Annotated in this window: 17 protein-coding genes and 1 tRNA gene; 13 read left to right on the top strand and 5 right to left on the bottom strand. The window is 68.2% G+C overall.

The window, feature by feature from the left end:
- Both R8G01_10235 and R8G01_10230 read right to left on the bottom strand, forming a co-directional pair.
- A complete protein-coding gene (locus R8G01_10235) occupies positions 1-411 on the bottom strand; it encodes an OB-fold domain-containing protein (protein MDW3214365.1) in 411 nt (136 codons plus the stop codon).
- Positions 412-480: 69 nt separating this feature from the next.
- Positions 481-1,254, bottom strand: a complete 774-nt coding sequence (locus tag R8G01_10230) for an arylamine N-acetyltransferase (GenBank protein MDW3214364.1) — start codon at positions 1,252-1,254, stop codon at positions 481-483.
- A gap of 280 nt (positions 1,255-1,534) precedes the next feature.
- Between R8G01_10230 and R8G01_10225 the strand changes: the two genes are divergently transcribed.
- The gene (locus R8G01_10225; protein ID MDW3214363.1) at positions 1,535-5,110 is read left to right on the top strand and encodes a putative Ig domain-containing protein; all 3,576 of its coding nucleotides are present in this window, start codon (positions 1,535-1,537) and stop codon (positions 5,108-5,110) included.
- Between the two features lie 162 nt (positions 5,111-5,272).
- On the opposite strand, the gene R8G01_10220 is transcribed toward R8G01_10225, so the two are convergent.
- A tRNA-Arg gene (locus R8G01_10220) sits at positions 5,273-5,344 on the bottom strand.
- A 145-nt stretch (positions 5,345-5,489) separates the two neighbouring features.
- Here R8G01_10220 and argS point away from each other — a divergent pair.
- Together argS and lysA are read left to right on the top strand one after the other, a co-directional pair.
- Positions 5,490-7,229 carry an arginine--tRNA ligase gene (argS, locus tag R8G01_10215; protein ID MDW3214362.1) on the top strand — a complete coding sequence of 580 codons (1,740 nt, stop codon included), beginning with the start codon at positions 5,490-5,492 and terminating at the stop codon, positions 7,227-7,229.
- 60 nt (positions 7,230-7,289) lie between these two features.
- Positions 7,290-8,567, top strand: coding sequence for a diaminopimelate decarboxylase (gene lysA, locus R8G01_10210; protein ID MDW3214361.1), 1,278 nt, complete (start codon positions 7,290-7,292; stop codon positions 8,565-8,567).
- Between the two features lie 58 nt (positions 8,568-8,625).
- On the opposite strand, the gene R8G01_10205 is transcribed toward lysA, so the two are convergent.
- Entirely contained in the window at positions 8,626-9,411 is a 786-nt protein-coding gene (locus R8G01_10205; protein MDW3214360.1) for an enoyl-CoA hydratase/isomerase family protein, read from the bottom strand.
- Positions 9,412-9,480: 69 nt separating this feature from the next.
- Here R8G01_10205 and R8G01_10200 point away from each other — a divergent pair, with 69 nt between their 5' ends.
- The 10 genes from R8G01_10200 (at position 9,481) to R8G01_10155 (ending at position 21,277) form a co-directional block, all read left to right on the top strand.
- Positions 9,481-10,209: a type II toxin-antitoxin system PemK/MazF family toxin gene (locus R8G01_10200; protein ID MDW3214359.1), complete on the top strand. Its 729-nt coding sequence runs from the start codon at positions 9,481-9,483 to the stop codon at positions 10,207-10,209.
- Between the two features lie 73 nt (positions 10,210-10,282).
- The gene (locus R8G01_10195) at positions 10,283-10,525 is read left to right on the top strand and encodes a type II toxin-antitoxin system prevent-host-death family antitoxin (protein MDW3214358.1); all 243 of its coding nucleotides are present in this window, start codon (positions 10,283-10,285) and stop codon (positions 10,523-10,525) included.
- Positions 10,522-10,908 (top strand): type II toxin-antitoxin system VapC family toxin, encoded by a 387-nt coding sequence (locus R8G01_10190; GenBank protein MDW3214357.1) that lies wholly within the window; start codon positions 10,522-10,524, stop codon positions 10,906-10,908. Before R8G01_10195 ends, R8G01_10190 begins: the two co-directional genes overlap by 4 nt.
- A 57-nt stretch (positions 10,909-10,965) precedes the next feature.
- On the top strand, positions 10,966-12,276 hold the full coding sequence (locus R8G01_10185) for a homoserine dehydrogenase (GenBank protein ID MDW3214356.1): 1,311 nt from the start codon (positions 10,966-10,968) through the stop codon (positions 12,274-12,276).
- Between the two features lies 1 nt (position 12,277).
- Positions 12,278-13,654, top strand: coding sequence for a threonine synthase (thrC, locus tag R8G01_10180; protein ID MDW3214355.1), 1,377 nt, complete (start codon positions 12,278-12,280; stop codon positions 13,652-13,654).
- Positions 13,655-13,966: 312 nt separating this feature from the next.
- Positions 13,967-15,886, top strand: coding sequence for a transcription termination factor Rho (rho, locus tag R8G01_10175; GenBank protein MDW3214354.1), 1,920 nt, complete (start codon positions 13,967-13,969; stop codon positions 15,884-15,886).
- A gap of 111 nt (positions 15,887-15,997) precedes the next feature.
- Positions 15,998-16,213, top strand: a complete 216-nt coding sequence (gene rpmE, locus R8G01_10170; protein MDW3214353.1) for a 50S ribosomal protein L31 — start codon at positions 15,998-16,000, stop codon at positions 16,211-16,213.
- 187 nt (positions 16,214-16,400) lie between these two features.
- Positions 16,401-17,765 carry a DUF1800 family protein gene (locus tag R8G01_10165; protein ID MDW3214352.1) on the top strand — a complete coding sequence of 455 codons (1,365 nt, stop codon included), beginning with the start codon at positions 16,401-16,403 and terminating at the stop codon, positions 17,763-17,765.
- Positions 17,766-17,775: 10 nt separating this feature from the next.
- Positions 17,776-20,244: a DUF1501 domain-containing protein gene (locus tag R8G01_10160; protein MDW3214351.1), complete on the top strand. Its 2,469-nt coding sequence runs from the start codon at positions 17,776-17,778 to the stop codon at positions 20,242-20,244.
- 31 nt (positions 20,245-20,275) lie between these two features.
- Complete coding sequence (locus tag R8G01_10155) at positions 20,276-21,277, top strand: hypothetical protein (GenBank protein ID MDW3214350.1); 1,002 nt, start codon at positions 20,276-20,278, stop codon at positions 21,275-21,277.
- Here R8G01_10155 and R8G01_10150 read toward each other — a convergent pair.
- The gene (locus R8G01_10150) at positions 21,247-21,702 is read right to left on the bottom strand and encodes an Hsp20 family protein (GenBank protein ID MDW3214349.1); all 456 of its coding nucleotides are present in this window, start codon (positions 21,700-21,702) and stop codon (positions 21,247-21,249) included. The two genes, R8G01_10155 and R8G01_10150, sit on opposite strands and share 31 nt — an antisense overlap.
- Between the last annotated feature and the right edge of the window lie 74 nt (positions 21,703-21,776).

The following is a 21,776-nucleotide window of genomic DNA, read 5'->3' as shown; positions in this document are numbered from 1 at the left end:
TCAGCTTGGTTCGAATCCGTAGTTGACCGCTTCGATGCCGCGGTCGTCGGTGCCCATCGAGATCGTGGTGAGGCGAACCCGCATCCCGAGCGAGACGTGGTCGGGGTCGGGTGGGCAGTTCACGATGTTGCCGCGGACGCTGGTGCCGTCACAGTCGACGACCGCGGCGACGAACGGCACCTCGACGCCGGGAGCGGCGAACGTGACGATCGTGAACGACCGCACCTCGCCCTCGGTGGCGACCGGTACGGTGCGGAACTCGGTGTTGAAGCAGCCGGCACACGCGTTGCGGCGGTCGAAGTACCGGGCCCCGCACGTCGTGCACTCGTGGGCGACGAGATGCGGGTCGCCGTCGTCGAGGACGAGATAGTCGACGAACGGGATCCGTTCCGGTGCTGCGGTGTCGGTCATGGGCTCTCCTCGAGTGATCCGTGCAGCATGATCTTCCCGCATCCGGGCATCGTGACGTCGAGTCGGACGTCAGACGCGATACGGGAACCCGAACCAGTCGACCAGCTCCTGCTCCCAGGCATCGCCCTCGAGCGGCTCCTCGTCGACCACGCCGTCGCGGACGAGTTTGCGGTGGTTGCGGGTGACGGTGATCCGGTCGGGACCACCGTCGAGCAGACGGGTCGCGAACGGCTTGGACCGCCAGTTCTTGTCGGGGTCGACCTGCATCGAATCGGACACCGCCGTGAAGTCGTCGAGCGTGTGCGCCACCCGCTTGAAGCGGTACTCGGGAGTCGGGAATCCGTCGATGTGGCGGGTGAGGGTGGTGCCCTGCGGGCTGGGGATCAGCTCGTACGTGGCGTTGCCGCCGTCCTGGGGTCCCGCGCGGTTGAGCGCGAGCGGTTGGATGAACGAGTCGCCGAAGCCGACGTCGACCAGATACGGCTGATCGACGAGCACCTCGAGCGCGAGGTGCTCGATCACCTGGTTCGGGCCGTCGAGCAGCACGGCCGCACCGAGCAGGGTGACCCGGAACCCGAGCGCCTCGAGCAGCGCACCGAACGCCCCGTTCAGCTCGAAACACCAGCCGCCGCGACCCTGCCGCACGATCTTGTCGTACGACGACTCGGCGTCGGTCGGCAGATGGACGCCCTGTGTGATGGACAGGTTCTCGAACGGCACCGCGGTCATGTGCAACTGCTGGAGTTGCGTCAGCGTGGCGAGATCGACCTGCGGGGTGCCGCCGAAACCGATCCACTCGAGGTACTCGCCGACGTCCATGCCCCGATCTCGACGGTCGTTCATGCGGACGACGGTACCGAGCGGAGCACATCCGACGTCATCGCCCGGCTGATGTGAACTCGCGGTCAAGTTTCGACAGGTCCCCACCGATACACACCACCGGAGCCCAACCGGTGCCTCCGTGCCGCCACATGTAGAAGGAAGTCGTATGTTCAAGTCTCCGTATTCGAAACGAGGTCGATCCTCAGGATCCGACAAACGGCGCCGGCGCGTCGGGGGCGCTTGGCTCCTTGCGCTTGCGTCCTGCGCCACGGTGACGGGTCCGTTCGGATCGACACCGACGGTGTCGGCCGCCCCCGTCGGCGCCACGCAGGCGGGCGGACCGGTCATTCTCGACGGAACCGACGCCGGCCTCCACGGTTCGATCACATTGGACGGCAGCGGGGTCCCCAAGGCGAGCGAACTCAACAGCACGTGGGTCTACGAGCTCAAGGCGTGGGAGACGCTGCTGGCCGGCGTTCCGTCGTCGTACGAACACAACGGCAAGGTCGCGATCGTCGGTGCCTCGGACTCGACTTCGACCTCGAACAACTGTGGCGCTGCGGCGCACTACATCGCCGAACGTTTGGCGTCCGGCGAAGTGACCGTCGACTACGTCGACGGGGCAGCGGCGATCGGCACCCTGTTCGACGGGGTGCTGGCAGGTACATCGAACTACCAGATGATCCAGATCGTCGAGCAGAACTGGTGCGGCAACGGCATGGACAACACGGAGGCCGCCGTGGTCAACGCCCGTGGTCCGGCCATCGCCGCGCACGTGAACCGTGGGGGCGCGCTGTTCGCGCAGTCGCAGTCCTACGGATGGCTGAACTCGCTGTTCACAGACCTGTCCGCCTCGACCGCGGGTTGCTCCGGCAGCACGCCGTCGCTGACCGCTGCCGGATACGCACAGTTCCCCGGCCTCACCGACAGCGACATCGCTGCGCCGTGGCACAACTGTTTCGTGGCCACGGGCGAGTTCCCGCTGACGCAGCTCGCGTTGCAGAGTGGCACCCACACGGTGATCCTCGGTGGCGACTCGGTGACCTTGCCGTCGACGGTCTCGCTGTCGACGACTCCCGAGCAACCGCGCCCCGGCGACACGGTGTGCACGACTGCGACCGTGACATCCGGCGGCACGCCGGTCGAAGGCGCCAGCGTCGAGTTCTTCGTCGACGGTGAGTCGGTCGGCTCGCAGGTGACCGACGTCAACGGCGAGGCGGTGTACTGCTACGAGGTCGCCGAGTCAGGTGAGGACGATGTCACCGCGACCGTGACCACCGGTCCGGGAACGGGCACCGACTCGACGACCGTCACGACATCGACGCTCTCCGTCGATGCGTCTCCGTCGACGACGTTGGCTCGCGACGCATCTGTGTGCATCGATACGCTCGCCGCCACGACCGACGGCGAGACCGAGACACCGGTCGAAGGCGCGACGCTGACCTTCACGGTCGCCGGCGCCAACAGCTCGGAGTCCGGCTCGGATGTGACCGACGCCTCGGGCGCTGCGCAGTTCTGCTACACCGGCACCAACGGTGGCCGAGATACCGTGACGGCGACGATCACGAGCGGCGCACCAGCCGACTCGCGAGCGATCGTGATCAACTGGAGTGGCGCTCGCGTCGATGTCGTCGACGTCGAGCAAGATGCGAGCGGATCCGACAAGGTCGTCCCCGTCACCGTCGCCGAGTTCGTCGCCGGGACCGTGTACGCAACCGTGTCGATCCCGGTCGGGTCCGGCACGCTGAGCCTGAACACGTCGGGGTACACGGTCTCGCTGACCGCGCCGACGCCGAGCTTCACGAACCAGACGACCCTGGCATTCGAGGGGAGCATCGCCGACATCACCGGTCTGCTGTCATCGCGCCTGACCTGGGACGCGCCGGTCGAGGCCGGAACGTCCACGATCACCGTCACGGTCGCCGACGACCCCGCGACTCCGACCGAGTCGGCGACCGGCACCGGCACCCTGTCCGTGACGTCGCCTCCGGTCATCACCAAGCAGCCCGAATCCCACACGGCCGATGCCGGGACCACGACCATGCTGCATGCCCATTCTTCCGGGGTCCCGACGCCGGTCGCGCAGTGGCAGGTCAGCACCGATGAAGGTGAGACGTGGACCAACTTCAGTGGCGGGGAGGAAGGCCACCTGATGCTCATGGTCACGAACGACATGGATGGCAATCACTACCGAGCACGCATCTCGAACTCGAGCGGCAACGTGACCAGCAACGTGGCGGTGCTGACCGTCAACCCGATGGTCGCTCCCGTCTTCACCGACAGCACGATCGCCCCGCTCGTGAAAGGCACCGTGCTGACCGATGCCGTCGGAGCATCGGGTTCCCCTGCGCCGACCTACTCCGTGTCGGCAGGCACGCTCCCCGCGGGCCTGACGCTCGATTCGATCACCGGCGTCATCGCCGGTACCCCGACGGCCACCGGCCCCTACTCGTTCACCGTCCAGGCCACCAATGCCGCCGGAACGGTGTCGGCCGACTTCAGTGGAACGGTCGAAGGCGCCCCCGGCTCGGGTCCGGCCGAACCCACGCTCGGCGAGATTCCCGTCGGCGTTCCCTTCTCCGGTTCGGTCGCCGTCGACGGTCAGCCGGCTCCGACGTATTCGGTCACCGCAGGTGAGTTGCCGGCCGGCCTGACACTCGATCCGATCACCGGAGCGATCACCGGCACGCCGACGACAACCGGCGACTACAGCTTCTCGATCACGGCCACGAACGAGCACGGCTCGGTGCAGATGAACTTCAGCGGCACCATCGAAGTCGACGAAGAGGAGCCCGTCGAGGCCCACGGGCCGCTGCTCGTCCGCCTCGATCCGACCCGCCTCGTCGACACCCGGTCGACCGAGCGTCTCGGTGCCGGCGATGTCCTGCGGGTCCCGGTCGCCGGTATCGCCGGCGTGCCCGATGACGCCGAGTCGGTGGCGCTCAACGTGACCGTCGTCGATCCGGCAGCTGAAGGTTTCGTGACCGTGTACCCATGCGGCGAGGATCTTCCGCTGGCATCCAACGTCAACTTCGCCATGGGCGAGGTCGTGGCCAACGCTGTCACCGCGAAGGTCGGCGACGACGGCGCGGTCTGCATGTACGCCCTGGTCGATCTCGATCTCGTCGTCGACCTGAACGGTGCCTACAGCGCCGCCGAGGGGACGGACGGTCTGACGCCGTTCGGCCCGAAGCGGGTCCTCGACACCCGGAACGAGGACAGCAAGCCGACGGCGGGGTCCGTGCAGCGCATCGTCGTCCGAGACCTGGACGGCGTGCCGGCGGATGCCACGGCAGCGATGCTGAACGTCACGGTCACGGAACCCGAGGCACTCGGATTCGTCACGGTGTATCCCTGCTCCGAAGAGGTCCCGACGGTCTCCAGCGTCAACTACGTCGCCGGTCAGACCGTGCCCAACGCCGTCCTGGCACTCCTCGACGACGACGGCGCCGTCTGTGTGTTCACGCTGGCGGCCGCTCACCTCGTGGTCGATGTCAACGGGACGTTCTCGCCGTCCGAGGCCGACGGAACCGTCAGGGCCCTGGCGCCGACCCGTCTGGTCGACACCCGCACGACCGGCACACCACTCGTCGGCAATGAGCCGTTCACGGTGCACGTCGTCGGCCGCGGCGGCATCAACGCCGACGCCACCGGAGTCATCGTCAACGTCACGGTGACCGAGCCGGCCGACATCGGGTTCGTGACCGTCTACCGGTGCGGCTCGTCCGTGCCGGTGGCCTCGAACCTCAACTTCGTGGCCGGCGAGACGGTGGCGAACGCCGTCTTGGCGCCCGTGGATGCCGATGGTGACATCTGCATCGTCTCGTTGGTCGACACGCACATCGTCATCGACGTCAACGCCGCCCGGCAGGGCTGAACACATCGTCGGAGTTCCCCGGGCCCGAGAACACCGGGCCCGGGGACTCAGCATCTCTGGGATGTCAGACCGTGCATGTCAGACCGTGCATGTCAGACCGTGCACCTCAGACCGTGCATGCCGAACCCGGCAGGGGTCTGATCGGGGGCCGGAGGCGGTCAGCGCCCTCGCCAGGATTCGAACCTGGGCACATGGCTTCGGAGGCCAATGCTCTATCCCCTGAGCTACGAGGGCGGGGACTGCCGAGTTGCGGCAGCACCGCGAATCTAGCGGGCGACCCGCCTGGTCGCACTGGCCCGCGACGCCTCGCTCGGTGATCCGTCCGCCGTTTCCACAATTCGTCGGTGGTCGTGGCGGGTCGAGCGGCCACAATGGCGAGGTGGCCGACCCGATCTCCCTCGTCTCCGATCTGCTCACTCCCGTCTTCGCCGAGATCGCCGGCCGCCCCGGCGCGACTGACGTCGATCCCGTCGTCCGTCCGTCCGACCGTGCCGACGCTCAGGTCAACGGTGCACTGCCCCTGGCCAAGCAGATCGGGTCGAACCCGCGTGAGATCGCCCAGCGGGTGCTCGACGCCGGCGTACTGGGCGACGTGTGTGACTCGGTCGAGATCGCCGGGCCCGGATTCATCAACCTGACGTTCTCCGAGGCGTTCCTCGCCGGGCAACTCGGTGCCGTCGCCGCCGATGAACGTCTCGGCGTCGAGCCCGCCGAGCACCACCGCAAGGTGATCATCGACTACTCGGCGCCGAACGTCGCCAAGGAGATGCACGCCGGTCACCTCCGCACCACCGTGATCGGTGACGCACTCGTGCGGATGCTCGAGTTCCAGGGTCACGAGGTCATCCGCGAGAACCACATCGGCGACTGGGGTCGACCGTTCGGCATGATGATCGAGCACCTGCTCGACATCGGCGAAGACGTCGCGGCCGAGGGGCTCAAGCAGGGCGACCTCGACGGGTTCTACAAGGCGGCCAACGCCAAGTTCGCCGGGTCGGAGGAGTTCCAGGAACGCTCCCGGGAGCGGGTCGTGAAGCTCCAGGCCCGCGAGCCCGAGACGATCGCGATCTGGCAGCGCCTCGTCGACATGTCGACCGACTACTTCAACCTGGTGTATCGCAAGCTCGGCGTCCTGCTCACCGACGACGACCTGGCGGGCGAGAGCAAGTACGAGTCGTTGATGCCCGAGGTGTACGACCGCCTCGACCAGGCCGGTCTGATGACCGAGAGCGACGGCGCGCAGGTCGTGTTCGTGCCCGGGTTCACGAACCGTGAGAACGAGCCGCTCCCGCTGATCGTGCGCTCCAGCGCCGGCGCGTTCATGTACGCCACCAGCGACCTGGCCTGTGTGCTCGACCGCACCGAGAACATCGGCGCCGACCTGCTGCTGTACGTGATCGGCGCACCGCAGGCGCAGCACCTGCAGATGGTGTTCGAGGTGTCGAAGATGGCCGGATGGCTCACGCCGCCCGCCGAAGCCGTGCACGTCGCGTTCGGCAGTGTGCTCGGCGACGACCGCAAGATGCTGCGCAGCCGCAGCGGCGACGCGGTCAAGCTGATCGAGTTGCTCGACGAGGCCGTCGAGCGGGCCGAGGCCGCCGTCGCCGAGAAGAGCCCCGACCTGACAGCCGACGAGCGGTCGGAGATCGCACGGATGATCGGCATCGGCGCGCTGAAGTACGCCGACCTGTCCACCGACCGCATCAAGGACTACGTGTTCGACTGGGACCGGATGCTCGCCTTCGAGGGCAACACGGCGCCGTACCTCCAGTACGCCCACGCCCGCATCTGTTCGATCTTCCGGCGCGCCGAGGTCGAACGCACGGCCGTCCGTGCGAGCGCGGTCGATCTCGGCACCGATCAGGAACGTGCCCTCGCGAAACGCCTGCTGGCGTACCCGACCGCGCTCGACGACACGCTCGCCGTGTACTCGCCGCACAAGCTGTGCACGTACCTGTTCGAGCTGGCGCAGGACTTCACCTCGTTCTACGAGCACTGCCCGGTGATGAAGGCCGACGAGCCGCTGCGCACCAGTCGGCTCGCACTGTGTGACGTCACCGCCCGCACGCTCGAACACGGTCTCGGCCTGCTCGGCATCTCGGCGCCGACGTCGATGTAGGACGGCGGTAGCCCCGAAGCGGCCGCTGCCGCACGAGGTCGCCGCGGATACCGTGGCGGCGTGACCGCGTTGCCGCAACGACTCCTCCCCGACACGGCAGCCGTCGGCGACGACGGCTGGCTGACGATCGGCGGCTGCTCGATCCGTGACCTCGCCGCCGAGTTCGGCACGCCGCTGTTCGTGTACGACGAGGCACACATCCGGGCCCGGTGCCGCGAGGCGGTCGCCGCGTTCGGCCCGCAGCAGGCGGTGTACGCGACCAAGGCGTTCCTCTGCAAGGCGATGGCCCGCCTCGCCTACGAGGAGCAGATGAACCTCGACGTGGCCACGGGCGGCGAGCTGCACACCGTGCTCGCGGCGGGTGTGCCGGCGAGCGCGTGCGTGATGCACGGCAACAACAAGAGCGTCGCCGAACTGCGGCAGGCGGTCGAGGCCGGCGTGCACCAGATCGTGGTCGACTCGTTCGACGAGCTCGACCGTCTCGATGTGCTCCACGCCGACGGCGTCGGCCCGGTGCCCGACGTGCTCCTGCGGATCACGCCCGGCGTGCACGCCCACACCCACGAGTTCATCGCCACCGGCCAGGACGACTCGAAGTTCGGGTTCAACCTCGGCAACGGCGATGCGATGCGTGCCGTCGAGCGGGCCAGGGCATCGGCGAGCGTGAACCTGGTCGGGTTGCACTGCCACATCGGCTCCAACGTGTTCGCGGCGTCCAGCTTCGGCAAGGCCGCCGAGGTGATGGCCGACTTCGCCGCCCCGCTCGACCTGCCGGAACTCGTGCTCGGCGGTGGCCTCGGCGTCGCCTACGTCGAGACCGAGGAAGCGCCGTCGATCACCCAGTGGGGGAACGTCCTGCGCGACGCGTGCGAGTCGCTCGGGGTGACCGCCCGGGTCAGCGTGGAGCCGGGTCGGTCGATCGTCGCGGCGTCGGCGATGACCGTCTACACGCTCGGCACGATCAAGCACATCCCCGGCGTGCGCACCTACTTCTCGGTCGACGGAGGGATGAGCGACAACCCGCGACCGGTGCTGTACGGATCGGGCTACGAGTCGTTCCTGCCTCGGGCGCCGTTCGTCGATCGCACGTTGCACGGCCGTCTGGTCGGCAAGCACTGCGAGAGCGGTGACGTGCTGCTGTTCGACGCCAAACTGCCGGCCGACGCCCGGGTGGGCGACCTGCTCGCCACGCCGGTCACCGGCGCCTACGGCCAGTCGATGGGCTCCAACTACAACCGCATCACGCGGCCACCGGTCGTGTTCGTGAACGACGGTGACGCCCGGCTCGTCGTCCGGCGCGAGACGTTCGACGACCTGCTCGCCACCGACGTCGGCTGAACCCCGGCGCCGAACCGAGCGAACCAGTTTCGCTCCGTTCGCGCGCTCCGCGTGCTGATCAGTGCCGCTTCGACTCGAGGTAGGCGCGGCTGATCGCGCGTGATTCCTCGTCGGCCATCGCGGCGACCAGGGTGTCGGCGTCGTTGGCATTGCGGCGGGTGCCGGCGAGGTCTTCGGTCACCGCGTTGACGTGCTGCTTCGTCGCCCGCAGCGCGAAGCCTGGTTTCGAGGCGAGTTCGGTCGCGAGCGCATCGGCTTCGTCGAAGAGCAGCGCCTCCGGCACGACCCGATTGAGGAACCGCAGCGCCTTGGCCTCCTCGGCGTCGAACGGCCGGCATGTCAGCACGAGTTCCTTCGTGAGCGCCGGCCCGAGTTCGCGCACCAGGCGTGGGATGCCGCCCCAGGCGAGCGGAATACCGAGGTCGACCTCGGGGATCGAGAACCGCACCGTGTCGGCCGCCACCCGCAGGTCGCACGCGGCCGCCAGTACCAGCCCGCCACCGACGCAGTGACCGTGGATCGCCGCGATGGTCAGCGGCCGCACATCGGTCAGCGCCTCGGCGGCGAGGCGTCCGAGGTCGGCGTTGTCGCGGGGCGAGGCGTCGCCGTCGAGGGAACGGAAGTCGTCGAGGTCGAACCCGGCCGAGAACGCCCGTCCGGCACCGCGCACGACGACCGCCTTGATCGCTTCGGTCTCGTCGAGCCACCGACAGGCACGCACGACGTCGCGCAGGGTCTCGGCGGAGAGCGCGTTGAGTCGCTCGGGCCGGTTCAGCATCATCGTCGCCACCGGGTCGTCGTCCCGGTGGATCAGCTCGATCGTCGACAGTCGCGGGTTGGCCATCTCCCCAGCCAAGCACGGACGGACGGGCGTCGTTGCAGCGGAGTTCGGAGCGTGCCGTACGATCGGCCCATGGCGCGCGACATCGGTGGGTACTTCGAGCAGATGACCAAGAAGGCTCGCGGTGGCCGCCGCCTCGACATCGACGACATCGACGATCCGAACCGTGGAGCGAACGACGAACCGGCGACCGATCCGCCGAGCGGTGGGCTGGGCGACATGCTCAAAGACATCCTCCGGAAGGGGCGGTCGACGGCGACCGACGTCGGCAAGACCGCCACCACGACCACCAAGAAGGCCACCAAGTCGGCCAGTCAGAAGGCACGCGACCGGCTTCGCCGCACGTCGACCGAGCCGAGCCGGAGCAGGGCGTCGACCCGAACCCTGCCACCCGAAGGTGTCGTCACCGTCGAGTACTCGCCTCGCATCGACGGCGACCCCGACCCCGGCGAGGTCGTGTGGACGTGGGTGCCGTTCGAGGAAGACCCCGAGCAGGGCAAGGACCGCCCCGTCGTCGTGATCGGCCGGCGCAACCGCAGCCTGGTCGGCGTGCCGCTCACCACCCGCCAGAACGACCGTGAGGCGCAGATCGCGATCGGCACCGGCGACTGGGACCCGAAGCGGCGCACGAGCTATGCCCGCATCTGGCGCATGCTCGACATCGACGCCGACAAGACCCGCCGAGAGGGTGCCGTGCTCCAGCGTGACCGATTCGACGCGGTGATCGCCGCGGTCGACGAGTACTACGACATCCGGCGTCCGGCGAAGACCGCCGACGACGACTTCGACTACGACTACTGATCGACTCCCGGCGATCCGGCCTGCGGAGCGGCGGCTCTTGTCGTCGGAGCGACGCCATGGTTGACTAACCCATATGACCAAGTCGGTGAACGTGCACGAGGCCAAGACGCACCTGTCGCGCCTGCTCGAAGAGGTGGCGGCCGGCGAAGACATCGTGATCGCCAAGGCCGGAGTGCCCGTGGCACGTCTCGTCTCGACGAGTCGCGAACCGCGGGAACTCGGTTTCCTCGCCGGAGTCTGGCCGTCACCGGCGGGTGACTGCTCTGCGTTCGACCCGCTGACCGACGACGAACTCGCGGCCTGGGAAGGTCCGTGAGGCTCCTCCTCGACACGCACGCGTTCGTCTGGGCGGTCAGCGCTCCGGCCGAACTCAGCCGCCGGGCGCGACAACTCGTCGAAGACCCGTCGAACGAGCTGTTCGTCTCAGCGGCGTCGGCCTGGGAGATCTCGACCAAGCATCGCCTGGGCAAGTTCTCGCAGGCCGAGCCGATCATCGAGGGGTTCTCGTTCGCGATCGATCGGCTTCGGTCGACCGAGCTGCCGATCGGCGTGGAGCACGCCATCGTGGCCGGGCGCTTCGATCAGCCTCATCGTGACCCGTTCGACCGCATGTTGGCGGCACAGGCGGTCATCGAAGGAGCCGCATTGGTCAGTCGCGATGCAGCGTTCGCTGCGTTCCCGGTCGCCGTCGAGTGGTAGCCGGGTTTCGCCGAACGCGTCGGGGCCCTGCGGCGCCTCGCCCACTAGCCTGCCTGCGTGGCCAACGACTCCAGTGACGTGACCCCCCGCACCATCCGGATCGGCCTGCTCGGCTGTGGCAACGTGGGCGGGGCCCTCGTCCCGCTGATCGAGCAGCAGTCCGACATGATCGCCGCCCGCACGGGCATCCGGCTCGAGATCACCCGCGTCGCGGTCCGCAACATGTCGAAGGACCGGGGCACGACCATTGCCGACGGCGTGCTCACCCGCGACGCCCACGAGGTCGTCGCTGACCCCGACATCGACCTCGTCGTCGAGGTGATCGGCGGCATCGAACCGGCCCGCGAACTGATCGCCACGGCGTTGCGCAACGGCAAGCCGGTCGTCACCGGCAACAAGGAACTGCTCGCCAACGTCGGCCCCGAGCTGTACGCGATCGCCGACGAACACGGCGTCGACCTGCTGTTCGAGGCCGCGGTCGCCGGCGGCATTCCCCTCGTCCGCCCGCTGCGCGAGAGCCTGCGGGGCGAGCCGGTCACGCGCGTGATGGGCATCCTCAACGGCACCACCAACTTCATCCTCACCAAGATGAGCGAGGAGGGCGCCGAGTACGGCGAGGCCCTGGCCGAGGCGCAGGAGCTCGGCTTCGCCGAGCGCGACCCGACCGCCGACGTCGAGGGCTACGACGCCGGCGCCAAGGCGGCGATCATCGCCACGATCGCCTTCGGCGCCAAAGTCGTCGCCGGCGACGTCTACCACGAGGGCATCAGCGGCGTGACCGCCGCGGACATCGCCGTCGCCCAGCGCCTCGGCTACGTCGTCAAGCTGCTCGGTATCGCCGAACGCGACGTCGCGACCGGCGAGATCGCCGTCCGGGTGCATCCGGCGATGGTGCCGAAGCACCACCCGCTGGCGAGCGTCCGTGAGAGCTTCAACGCGGTGTTCGTCGAGGGCGATGCCGTCGGCCAGCTCATGTTCTACGGCCGCGGCGCCGGCGGTTCACCGACGGCGAGCGCGGTGCTCGGCGACGTGATCGACGCCGCCGTCAACCTCGACAAGGGCACCTACGGCAGTCTCGGCTCGTTCGCCAAGGCGAAGATCCGTGCGATCGACGAGACGAGCGCCGAGTACCTCCTCAGCCTCGACGTGGTCGACGAACCCGGCGTGCTCCACGCCGTCACCGGCGCGTTCGCCGAACACGACGTCAGCATCCGTGCCGCCGAGCAGGAGGGCATCGGGCCGGAAGCGCGGCTCGTGTTCATCACGCACTCGGCCCGCGAGGCCGATGTGCAGGCAACCGTGCGCCACCTGCGGGATCTCGACGTGGTGCGCCGCATCGGTGGTTTCATCCGGGTGATCGGTTCGTGAGGTGAGGTACGTCTCCACCCGCGGCGACGCGCCCGAACTCGGGTTCGCCGACGTCCTCCTCGCGGGCCTGGCGAACGACGGCGGCCTCTACGTTCCGAGCGAGTGGCCGACGTTGCCCGACCTCGCCGGTGCCACGACCTATGCCGACACGGCGGCAGCCGTCATGCAGCCGTTCGTCGGCGACGACCTCGGCGCCGGCGTCCTCTCCGACCTCTGCCGTGACGCCTACGGGACGTTCCGGCATCCGGCGGTCGTGCCGCTCGTGCAGATCGACGATCATCACTGGCTCCTCGAGCTGTTCCACGGGCCGACGCTCGCGTTCAAGGACGTCGCCCTCCAGTTGGTCGGTCGCATGTTCGACCACGTGCTCGACCAGCGCGGCCGACGGATCACCATCGTCGGTGCCACCAGCGGCGACACCGGGTCGGCGGCGATCGACGGCGTCAAGGGCTGTGACCACGTCGACATCGTGATCCTCTACCCGGCCGGCCGCACGAGCGACGTGCAGCGCCGCCAGATGACCACCGTCGACAGTCCGAACGTGCACGCGATCGCGATCGACGGCAACTTCGACGACTGCCAGGACCTCGTGAAGGCGATGTTCGGCGACGCGGCGTTCCGTGACGAGTTGCAGCTGTCAGCGGTCAACTCGATCAACTGGGCCCGGGTGATGGCGCAGATCGTCTACTACGTCACGGCGTCGACCGCGCTGGCCGGCGAGCCGACGTTCTGCGTGCCGACCGGCAACTTCGGCAACGTGTTGGCCGGGTGGATCGCCCGCGAGATGGGCGCACCCGTCAACGACTTCATCGTCGCATCGAACTCGAACGACATCCTCACCCGCTTCATCAACGACGGCGACATGTCGGCCCGTGAGGTCGTGCCGACGCTCAGCCCGAGCATGGACATCCAGGTGTCGTCGAACTTCGAGCGTCTCCTGTTCGAGATGAACGGTCGTGACGGCGGCATCACCGCCGAGCAGTTGCGCTTGTTCCGCTCGTCCGGCCGGCTCGGCATCGAGCCCGACCAGCAGCAGCAGTTCGTCGACGGTTCGTTCCGAGCGGCTCGCTTCGACGACGACGAGACCATCGAGGAGATCTCGCGCATCCACGGCGAAACCGGTCTGTTGATCGACCCGCACACGGCGACGGCCACCGCCGCCGCCCGACGTTTCGGCGGCGAGCGTCCGATCGTCACCCTGTCGACCGCACACCCGGCGAAGTTCCCCGACGCCGTCGAGCGGGCCACCGGCGTGCGGCCGGCGCTCCCGGAGCACCTGGCCGACTTGTTCGCGCGGCCGGAGCGGACCCGCACGCTGCCGAACGACCTCGCAACGGTCCAGGCGTTCGTGCGCTCCGTCGCCCGCGTCGTGGCCTGATCGGACGGCCGGCGCCGACCGGCTCGTGCCGCCCGCTCGCACACGTGTTCGGGCGTGCGTTGTGCTGGGGGAGTGGACCGGGCTACAGTGGGTTCACCTGGGGTATCCCGGGTCGCACGTGTTCGACCCGACACCACTTCGTACGGTTTGCCCGACTCGTGAGTCGACAGCGGTCCGAAGGGGTCCATCGATCCGCCGTCGGCCGATCGAACATGTGTGTTTCCACTCCGGAAGCGTGGCGTTCACGGCGAATCGTTCGTGGTGAATCCTGCCTCGCCCCCATCCCCCCGACATCAAGGGAAGTAGGTCATCGTGACCGCACAGGCGCTCGAACAATCCGTCCTCGAATCGAAGGACAAGACGCAGCTGATTGCCATCGCCGAGGCGCTCGGCGTCAAGGCCAGCGCTCGCAACAAGAAGGCCGACATCATCGGCCAGATCCTGTCGAAGACCGGCGGTTCGTCCGGTGGCTCCGACGCCGCGCCGGCCACGGCTTCCGCCGCGTCGAGTGCTCCGGCCAAGGCCGCAGCGACGCCGCCTCCGCCGCCCGACCCGGCCGACGAGCCGAAGGCCGAGTGGGAGTTGCAGGCCGAACAGGACGGCGGTGATGCCGACGCCGGCCACACCGAGCAGCGCGACACCAAGCAGCGCGACACCAAGCAGCGCGAGACCGAGCAGGACAGCGCACAGCAGGACGGCGCACAGCAGAGCGACCGGCGCGACGGGTCGAAGTCCGCCGACCAGTCCGGCGGCCGGCGCGACGACACCAAGCGCGACGACACCAAGCGCGACGAGCAGCGCGACGAGTCGAAGTCCGGCTCCGACTCGTCCGACGCGAAACAGGACGACCGGTCCGGCGGCCAGCAGTCGGGCGACGGCAAGCAGGACCAGGGCAATCGCCAACAGCGTGATCAGGGCGGTCGCAACCAGAACCGCAACAACAATCGCAACAACCAGGGCGGGAACGACGGCGACGGCGAGTCGCGCAACAAGCGCCGCCGCCGGCGCCGCAAGGGCCGTGGCGGCCAGGACGGACCACAGGGCGAAGACCGCGAACTGCTCGAGTCCGACGACGACACCAACGAGCCGCAGAGCAACGAACCCGTCAAGGTCGACGGCTACCTCGACCTGCGTGACGAGGGGTACGGCTTCGTCCGGGTCAACAACTACCTGGCGAGCAAGAGCGACTCGTACATCCCGGTCAAGCTGAGCCGCCAGTACGGCCTCCGCAAGGGCGACCACGTCGTCGGCATGTCGCGTCCGGCCGGCCGCAACGAGAAGAACCCGGCCATGCTCGAGATCCACTCGGTCAACGGCCGCCCGCCCGAAGAGGCCAAGAAGCGCCCCCGCTTCGAGGATCTGACGGCACTCTTCCCCGATTCGCAGCTCCGACTCGAGGACCCGTCGGACCCGACCAACATGACGGCCCGCATCATCGACCTCGTCAGCCCGATCGGCAAGGGGCAGCGCGGCATCATCGTCTCGCCGCCAAAGGCCGGCAAGACGTCGGTCATGAAGACCGTCGTGGCATCGGTCGAGAAGAACAACCCCGAGGTCAAGGTCATCGTCCTGCTGATCGACGAGCGGCCAGAAGAGGTCACCGACATGAAGCGGATGGCCAAGGGCGAGGTGATCGCGTCCACGTTCGACAAACCGAGCGATCAGCACACGCAGATCGCCGAGATGACGATCGAGAAGGCCAAGCGGATGGTCGAGTACGGCGACGACGTACTCGTCGTGCTCGATGGCATCACCCGACTGGCCCGTGCCTACAACCTCGCCGCCCCTGCCAGCGGGCGCATCCTCTCCGGCGGTATCGACGCCGGGGCGCTGTACCCGCCGAAGCGCTTCTTCGGTGCCGCCCGCAACGTCGAGGAGGGGGGCTCGCTCACGATCCTCGCCACGGCACTCGTCGAGACGAACAGCCGCATGGACGAGGCGGTGTTCGAGGAGTTCAAGGGCACCGGCAACATGGAGCTCCGTCTCGATCGCAAGCTCGCCGAGCGACGCATCTACCCGGCGATCGACGTCGATGCGTCCAGCACCCGGCACGAGGAGTTGCTGTTCGATCGCAAGCAGCTCCAGATGGTGTGGAAGCTTCGCCGTGTGCTCAGCGGTCTCGCCGCCGACGGCAATGCGGCGCCGGGCCTCGAACTCCTGGTCGACCGTCTCAAGACGTTCCGGACCAACGAGGAGTTCCTCACCGAGATCGCCAAACAACCCGGCATGTGATCGGAGGGGGTCAGACCCCCTCCGTGACCACCGCCGTGCGGCCCGCGGGAACAAAATTCCGTCGGGCCGGGGTTATCCTTCCACAGTCCGAATTCCTCAGGGAGCACAGTCATGCAAACCGAAATCCACCCCACGTACGAAGACGTCACGGTCAAGTGCTCGTGCGGCAACACGTTCACGACGAAGTCGACGAAGCCCGGCGAGCAGCTCCTCGAGCTGTGCAACGAGTGCCATCCGTTCTTCACCGGTAAGCAGAAGCTGGTCGACTCCGGTGGCCGTGTCGAGCGCTTCAACAAGCGCTACGGCGACCGCAGCAAGAAGAAGTGACGTCCGCGGCGTCAGCCGCTGAACGACCAAAACGACACCGCCCCGCTCGTCGGGGCGGTGTCGTCGTTTTCGGCAGCGTGTGCGGCGCGACACATGATCAGCTCAGGTTTCGGTCAAACTGTGCGATCGACATCAAGTTCGGCGGGGCGGCCGACGATGACCCCAAGAAGCACACCCCGGGAGTCTCATGCCAGCCATCGCAGATCTCGAACACCTGCTGCGCCGCACCGAATTCGTCGCGCGGCCATCTCGTATCGACGCGTTGAAGGACCAGTCGCGCGGCGACGCGGTCGATGACATTCTCGACGTGCCGGCGAACCCCGGGTCGGCCAACCTGACCCACAGCGAGAACTGGCGTCGTGGCGAGCAGCTCACGCACCACTGGCTCGACCGGATGGCGCACGATTCGCCCAAGCCGATCCAGGAGAAGATGGGCTTCTTCTGGCACGGCCACTTCTGCTCCGAGCTGACGAAGGTCGGCTCGGCCGACCTGATGCAGGAGCAGATCGACACGTTCCGGCGCGGATCGCTCACGAATGTGCGCGCCCTGGCGATCGAGATGTCGACGCAGGTGGCGATGCTGCGCTATCTCGACAACAACCAGAACCGGAACACGTCGCCCAACCAGAACTTCGCACGCGAGCTGATGGAGCTGTTCCTGCTCGGCGTCGGCAACTACACCGAAGCCGACGTCGAGGCCGCCACGGCGGCATGGACCGGCCACACGGACAACTGGCAGAACGGTGAGTACGTCTGGCGCGCCGACTGGCACGACGCTTCGACCAAGAGCTTCCTGGGCCGCAACATCAATCAGGGCACCGATGCGACCCGGCACGGCCGCGAGACGATCGAGGTCATGCTCGGCAACGGCACGATCCCCGGCGCCGCACCGAACAACGGCGGGCGCCCCTCGAAGGAGGTCGCCGCGGAGTTCCTGTCGAAGAAGCTCTGGATCGAGTTCGCGGGCACCGAGCCGCCGGGCGCGGTGCTGACCGCGCTCCGCGACGCCGCGCTCGCTCACGACTTCGACATCCGACCGTGGCTCAGGACGCTCCTGATGCGAGACGAGTTCTACTCGACCTCGGTGAAGCAGGGCCTCGTGCGTTCCCCGGTCGAATTCACCGTCGCGCTGCTGTACGCGACCGGGCGACGCTCGGCCGAGGCGACGCCGCTGTGGTTGATGCAGGGCATGGGCCAGCGGCCACTCTTCCCACCGAACGTCAGCGGTTGGAAGCACAACAGCTACTGGGTGAACGCGAGCGCGATGGCGAAGCGCACCGAGACGGTCCGTCAGATCATCTGGCGCTCGATGCAGGACTACTGGAGCGGCGGTGCACTCCACCTCCGGAACGGGACGATCTCCCGGGCGGATGTGGATGCATGGGACGACCAGCCGCTGAAGGTGATCGACGAGATGCTGCGGCTCGCCGACCTCTCGCTGTCCGCCGGGTCGTACGACGCCCTCGCGGAGTTCGCCCGCAACTCCGCCCGTTGGGAACGCAGCGACCTGTTCCATCTCGTGATGCTCGCCCCCGATCTCCAGGTCGCCTGAGGAGGCCATCGTGTTCGATCCCGACATCACCAGCCGCGATGCGCTCGCCCATCTCTCCCACGCCGAGACCGACCCGCACGCCCTCGATCGTCGGTCGTTCCTGCAACTCGTCGGCATGGGCGCCGGCGCCGGTGTGGCGGCCGGCGGTGTGTCGCCGCTCGTCGCCGACCTCCTCGACGGACTCGGCACCCCTGCCTGGGCGGCGGGACCGGTCGGCCCGACCGACGGCATCCTCGTCGTGATCGGCATGTTCGGCGGGAACGACGGTCTGAACACGGTCGTTCCCTTCAACGACGGCAACTACTACGACATGCACGGCAGCCTCGCGATCCCCGAGGGCCAGACGCTGCCGCTCACCGAGAGCCTCGGCCTCAACCCCGAACTCACCGAACTCAAGAGCATGTGGGACGACGGACAGCTCGCCGTGGTCAACGGGATCGGCTACCCGAACCCCGACTTCTCCCACTTCAACTCGATGGCGTACTGGATGGCAGGACGGCCGCACGCGATTCCGACGTCGGGTTGGCTCGGCCGCTGGCTCGACGGCTACCTCGATGGCTCCAAAGACCTGTACGCGGCCGCCGAGGTCGGCTACTCGGTCCCGCTGCACCTCGTCGGAGCAGCCGCCCGTGGCACCGTGGTGCCGCCGTCCACCCCCGGGTTCGGCGCCGACAACTCCGAACGCAGCCGACGCGGCTACCAGGCGATCCGGGCGATGCAGTCCGGCGCCAACGGCCCCTGGTTCGGTGCGGTCTCCGAGGCGATGGTGGATCAGCTCGATCTCGCTCAACAGCTGGCGCCGGTGATCCCGTCGTCGGACAATCTCTCCGACACGCCGGTCGTCGCCCGACTCGACGTCGCCGCCCGGTTGATCAACGCGAACCTGGGTTTCCGGGTCATGACCGCCGGTTACGGCGACTTCGACAGCCACGCCGGTCAACCCGACCAGCACCCGGTCCGGATGCGGGAACTCAACGCCGCCGTCAAACGCTTCTTCGAAGTGCTCGACCCCGCCTGGAAGAGTCGCGTCACGGTCATGACGTTCTCCGAGTTCGGCCGCACGCCGTGGAGCAACGACGGTGCCGGTACCGATCACGGGTCGTCCGCCCCCCACCTGGTGTTCGGTGAGAACGTCCGGGGCGGCATGTACGGCCGGCAGCCGAAGATGGCAGGCCTCAACCGGTGGGAACGTATGGGGCACCACGTCGACTTCCGCTCGTACTACGCGTCGATCATCGACGGGTGGCTCGGTGGCGGGTCGAGCGACGTGCTCGGCGGTAACTTCGAGAACCTCGGCCTGTTCCGCCGCGGACCCGGGATCCTGCCGGGCGGCGGCATCGCACCCGGGCCTGCGACGGTGACAGCGCCGTCGAGTTTCGTGCCGCTGGCCCCGAAGCGAGTCGCCGACACCCGCGATGGTCTTGGCGGTGTGCTCCGCCGGCGGTTGCGTTCCGAGGAACGGGTGCGGGTCAAGGTGCGCGGCGTCGCCGGTGTGGACGCGAAGGCGACGGCGGTCGTCGCCAACGTCACGGCGGTCGAAGCGACACAGCCGATGTTCTTCACCGTGTATCCCGGGGCGACGGCTCGTCCGTCGACCTCGAACATCAACGGCGGCCCCGGTCGACCGGTGCCGAACCTCGTGGTGATGGGAATCGGCGACGACGGCTGCATCGAGGTGTTCAACTCGCACGGCAACACCCACTGCGTCGTCGACGTGTTCGGCTACTTCGCCGCCGACGGCGGCGACAGATTCCAGCCGGTCGATCCGGCCCGACTGTTCGACACCCGCACCGGTGTCGGCCCACGGCGCGGCAAGCTGGGGCACCTCGAGACGATGGACGTGCAGGTGGCGAGCAAGGCCGGTGTGCCCGGAACCGGCGCAACAGCGGTGGTGCTCAACCTCACCGTCACCGAACCCGACGCCCCCGGATTCGTCAGCGTCGCGCCGACGGGCAGCCCCGCACCCGACACGTCGAACGTCAACTTCTTCGCCAACGACACCGTGCCGAACCTGGCGATCTGCAAACTGGGCAAGGGCGGCAAGGTCACGATCAGCGGTGCCGGCGGCAACCGGCACGTCCTCGCCGACGTGTTCGGCTACTTCACCTCCAACGGCGATCAGCTCCGAGCGACACCGCCACGTCGCGTGCTCGACACCCGCTACGGCGTCGGCGCGGACGGGCCGGTCGGCCCCGGGCAGCCGGTTCGACTCACGCTCGGTGGCTCGGGCGCGGTGCCGCCGACGGCGACCGCCGTCGTCATGAACGTCGCCGCGACCGAGGTCGCGGGCCCGTCGTTCATCTCGGTCTGGCCCTACGGCGAGGAGAATCCGGGCACGTCCAACCTGAACCTGGCTCCGGGGCAGACGGTCGCCAACCTGGTGATCTGCCGTCTCGGCGACGGCGGCGCGCTCACGATCGCCAACGAGATCGCGGAGTGTCAGGTCATCGGGGACGTCCTCGGTTACTTCGTGGCCTAGATCGGCTCGCCGTGCCGATACGGTCGGTCGCGTGAGCGACACACACGACGACGGATCGCGCCGGAGCCGACTGAACGGCATCAAACTGCTGGCCCTGGTGACCGACGAGCTCGGCCGCCCGCCGGAGGCACCCGTCGAATTCGCCCCGGGAGCAGCACTGCGCGACGGTGACGACGGATGGGTGTTGCTCGACGAACGGCCCGCCGGCCGTCTCGGAGCCGCGATCGCGTGGGCGATCCGCTCGGGCGCCCGGAGGCTCCACATCGTCGCCGAGGACGGCACCGGTGTGCTCGCGCGGCGAGCCGCCGAGTTCGAGTTGCCGATCACCGTCTGGCTCGCCGAAGGGCGCTCGATGCGCCGCGCCGAGCCCGACCCGTTGCCGAGCCCGGCGCCGGCATCCGTCGAGCACGAGACGTTCCGGGCCCTGATCGAGGAGGGTGGTGCCCAACCGGTCGTCGAGCACGGTGTGCTGACCGGCGAGGTCCGTGGTCTCGAGGTGTGCCGAGTGGTCGACGACCCCGCCACCGGCGCCACCCGGCTCGAGGTCGGCGTCGGGGCCCACGATCGTGAAGCGTTCCAGATGATGCACGGTGACGTGCCGGCGGTGGCCTCGCTGGCACGGGTCGTCGAGGCCGTCGCCGGGCACCGTTCACCGGACGGGCCACCACACCCGCTCAAGTCGCTGGGTGCCGAGCGCCTCATCCGCTGGCGACTCGAACAGCAACCCGAACTGGTCGGTGCCGGCGTGCTCGCTCCGGCACCGCCGCCGATCCCACGCCCCAACCTGAAGGACCCGCTGCCCTGCGTCGCCGCCGGCATCGGGCCGGCCGGCGAACGTGTCGTGGTCGTCTGCTCGTCGGGTGTCGATCTCGATCTGATCCCGTACGCGGCCGACGCCCGGCTCGCTCTGGGCGAACCGGGCGTCGGCGGAGGGCGTCTCGTGGTGGCGTTGCCGCCACGAGACCGGATCGGTCTGGTCGACGAGATCGCCGACCGGTTGCGTCACTCGGTGACGTTCGTCTCGGTCGACTGATCGTCGGACGAGGTGGCCTCGATCGCCCGCTCGGGCGCCGAGGTGTCGATGGCGATCGTGCGTGCCTCGGGCTCGTCGACGGCGCCGATGCGAACGGTCAGACGACCGTCGAGATGGCGGGCGCCGACCTTGTCGGGGTCGAGTCGTTCGCCGAGCCGCATCGAGCGCTTCCAGTCGAGTGCATCGGTGGCGACGCTCACCGTGAGCTGTGCGCCGGTGACTTCGACCGACACGGCGTCGGCTGGGACGCCCGGCAGATCGACGGTGAGGACGTACTCGTCGTCGATCCACGCACCGTCGATGACGGGACCGTCGGCGCGACGGGTCTCGAAGAACGAGTTGGTGAGTTGTTCGAACGCCCGATCGAAGGTGCGATCGAAGGTGCGATCAAAGGTGGGGGTGTAGGTGCGGTGCCGTACCAACATGGGTGACCTCCTGCGGGGTGTCTGATGATGATGAGACTGATGGTTCGTTCTCGATGTTCGAAGAGAACAGTGAT

The organism is Ilumatobacteraceae bacterium (assembly GCA_033344875.1).
Lineage (GTDB): Bacteria > Actinomycetota > Acidimicrobiia > Acidimicrobiales > Ilumatobacteraceae > Ilumatobacter.
The sequence above is the reverse complement of the archived record's forward strand: the minus strand, read 5'-3'. Positions and strand labels throughout refer to the sequence as shown.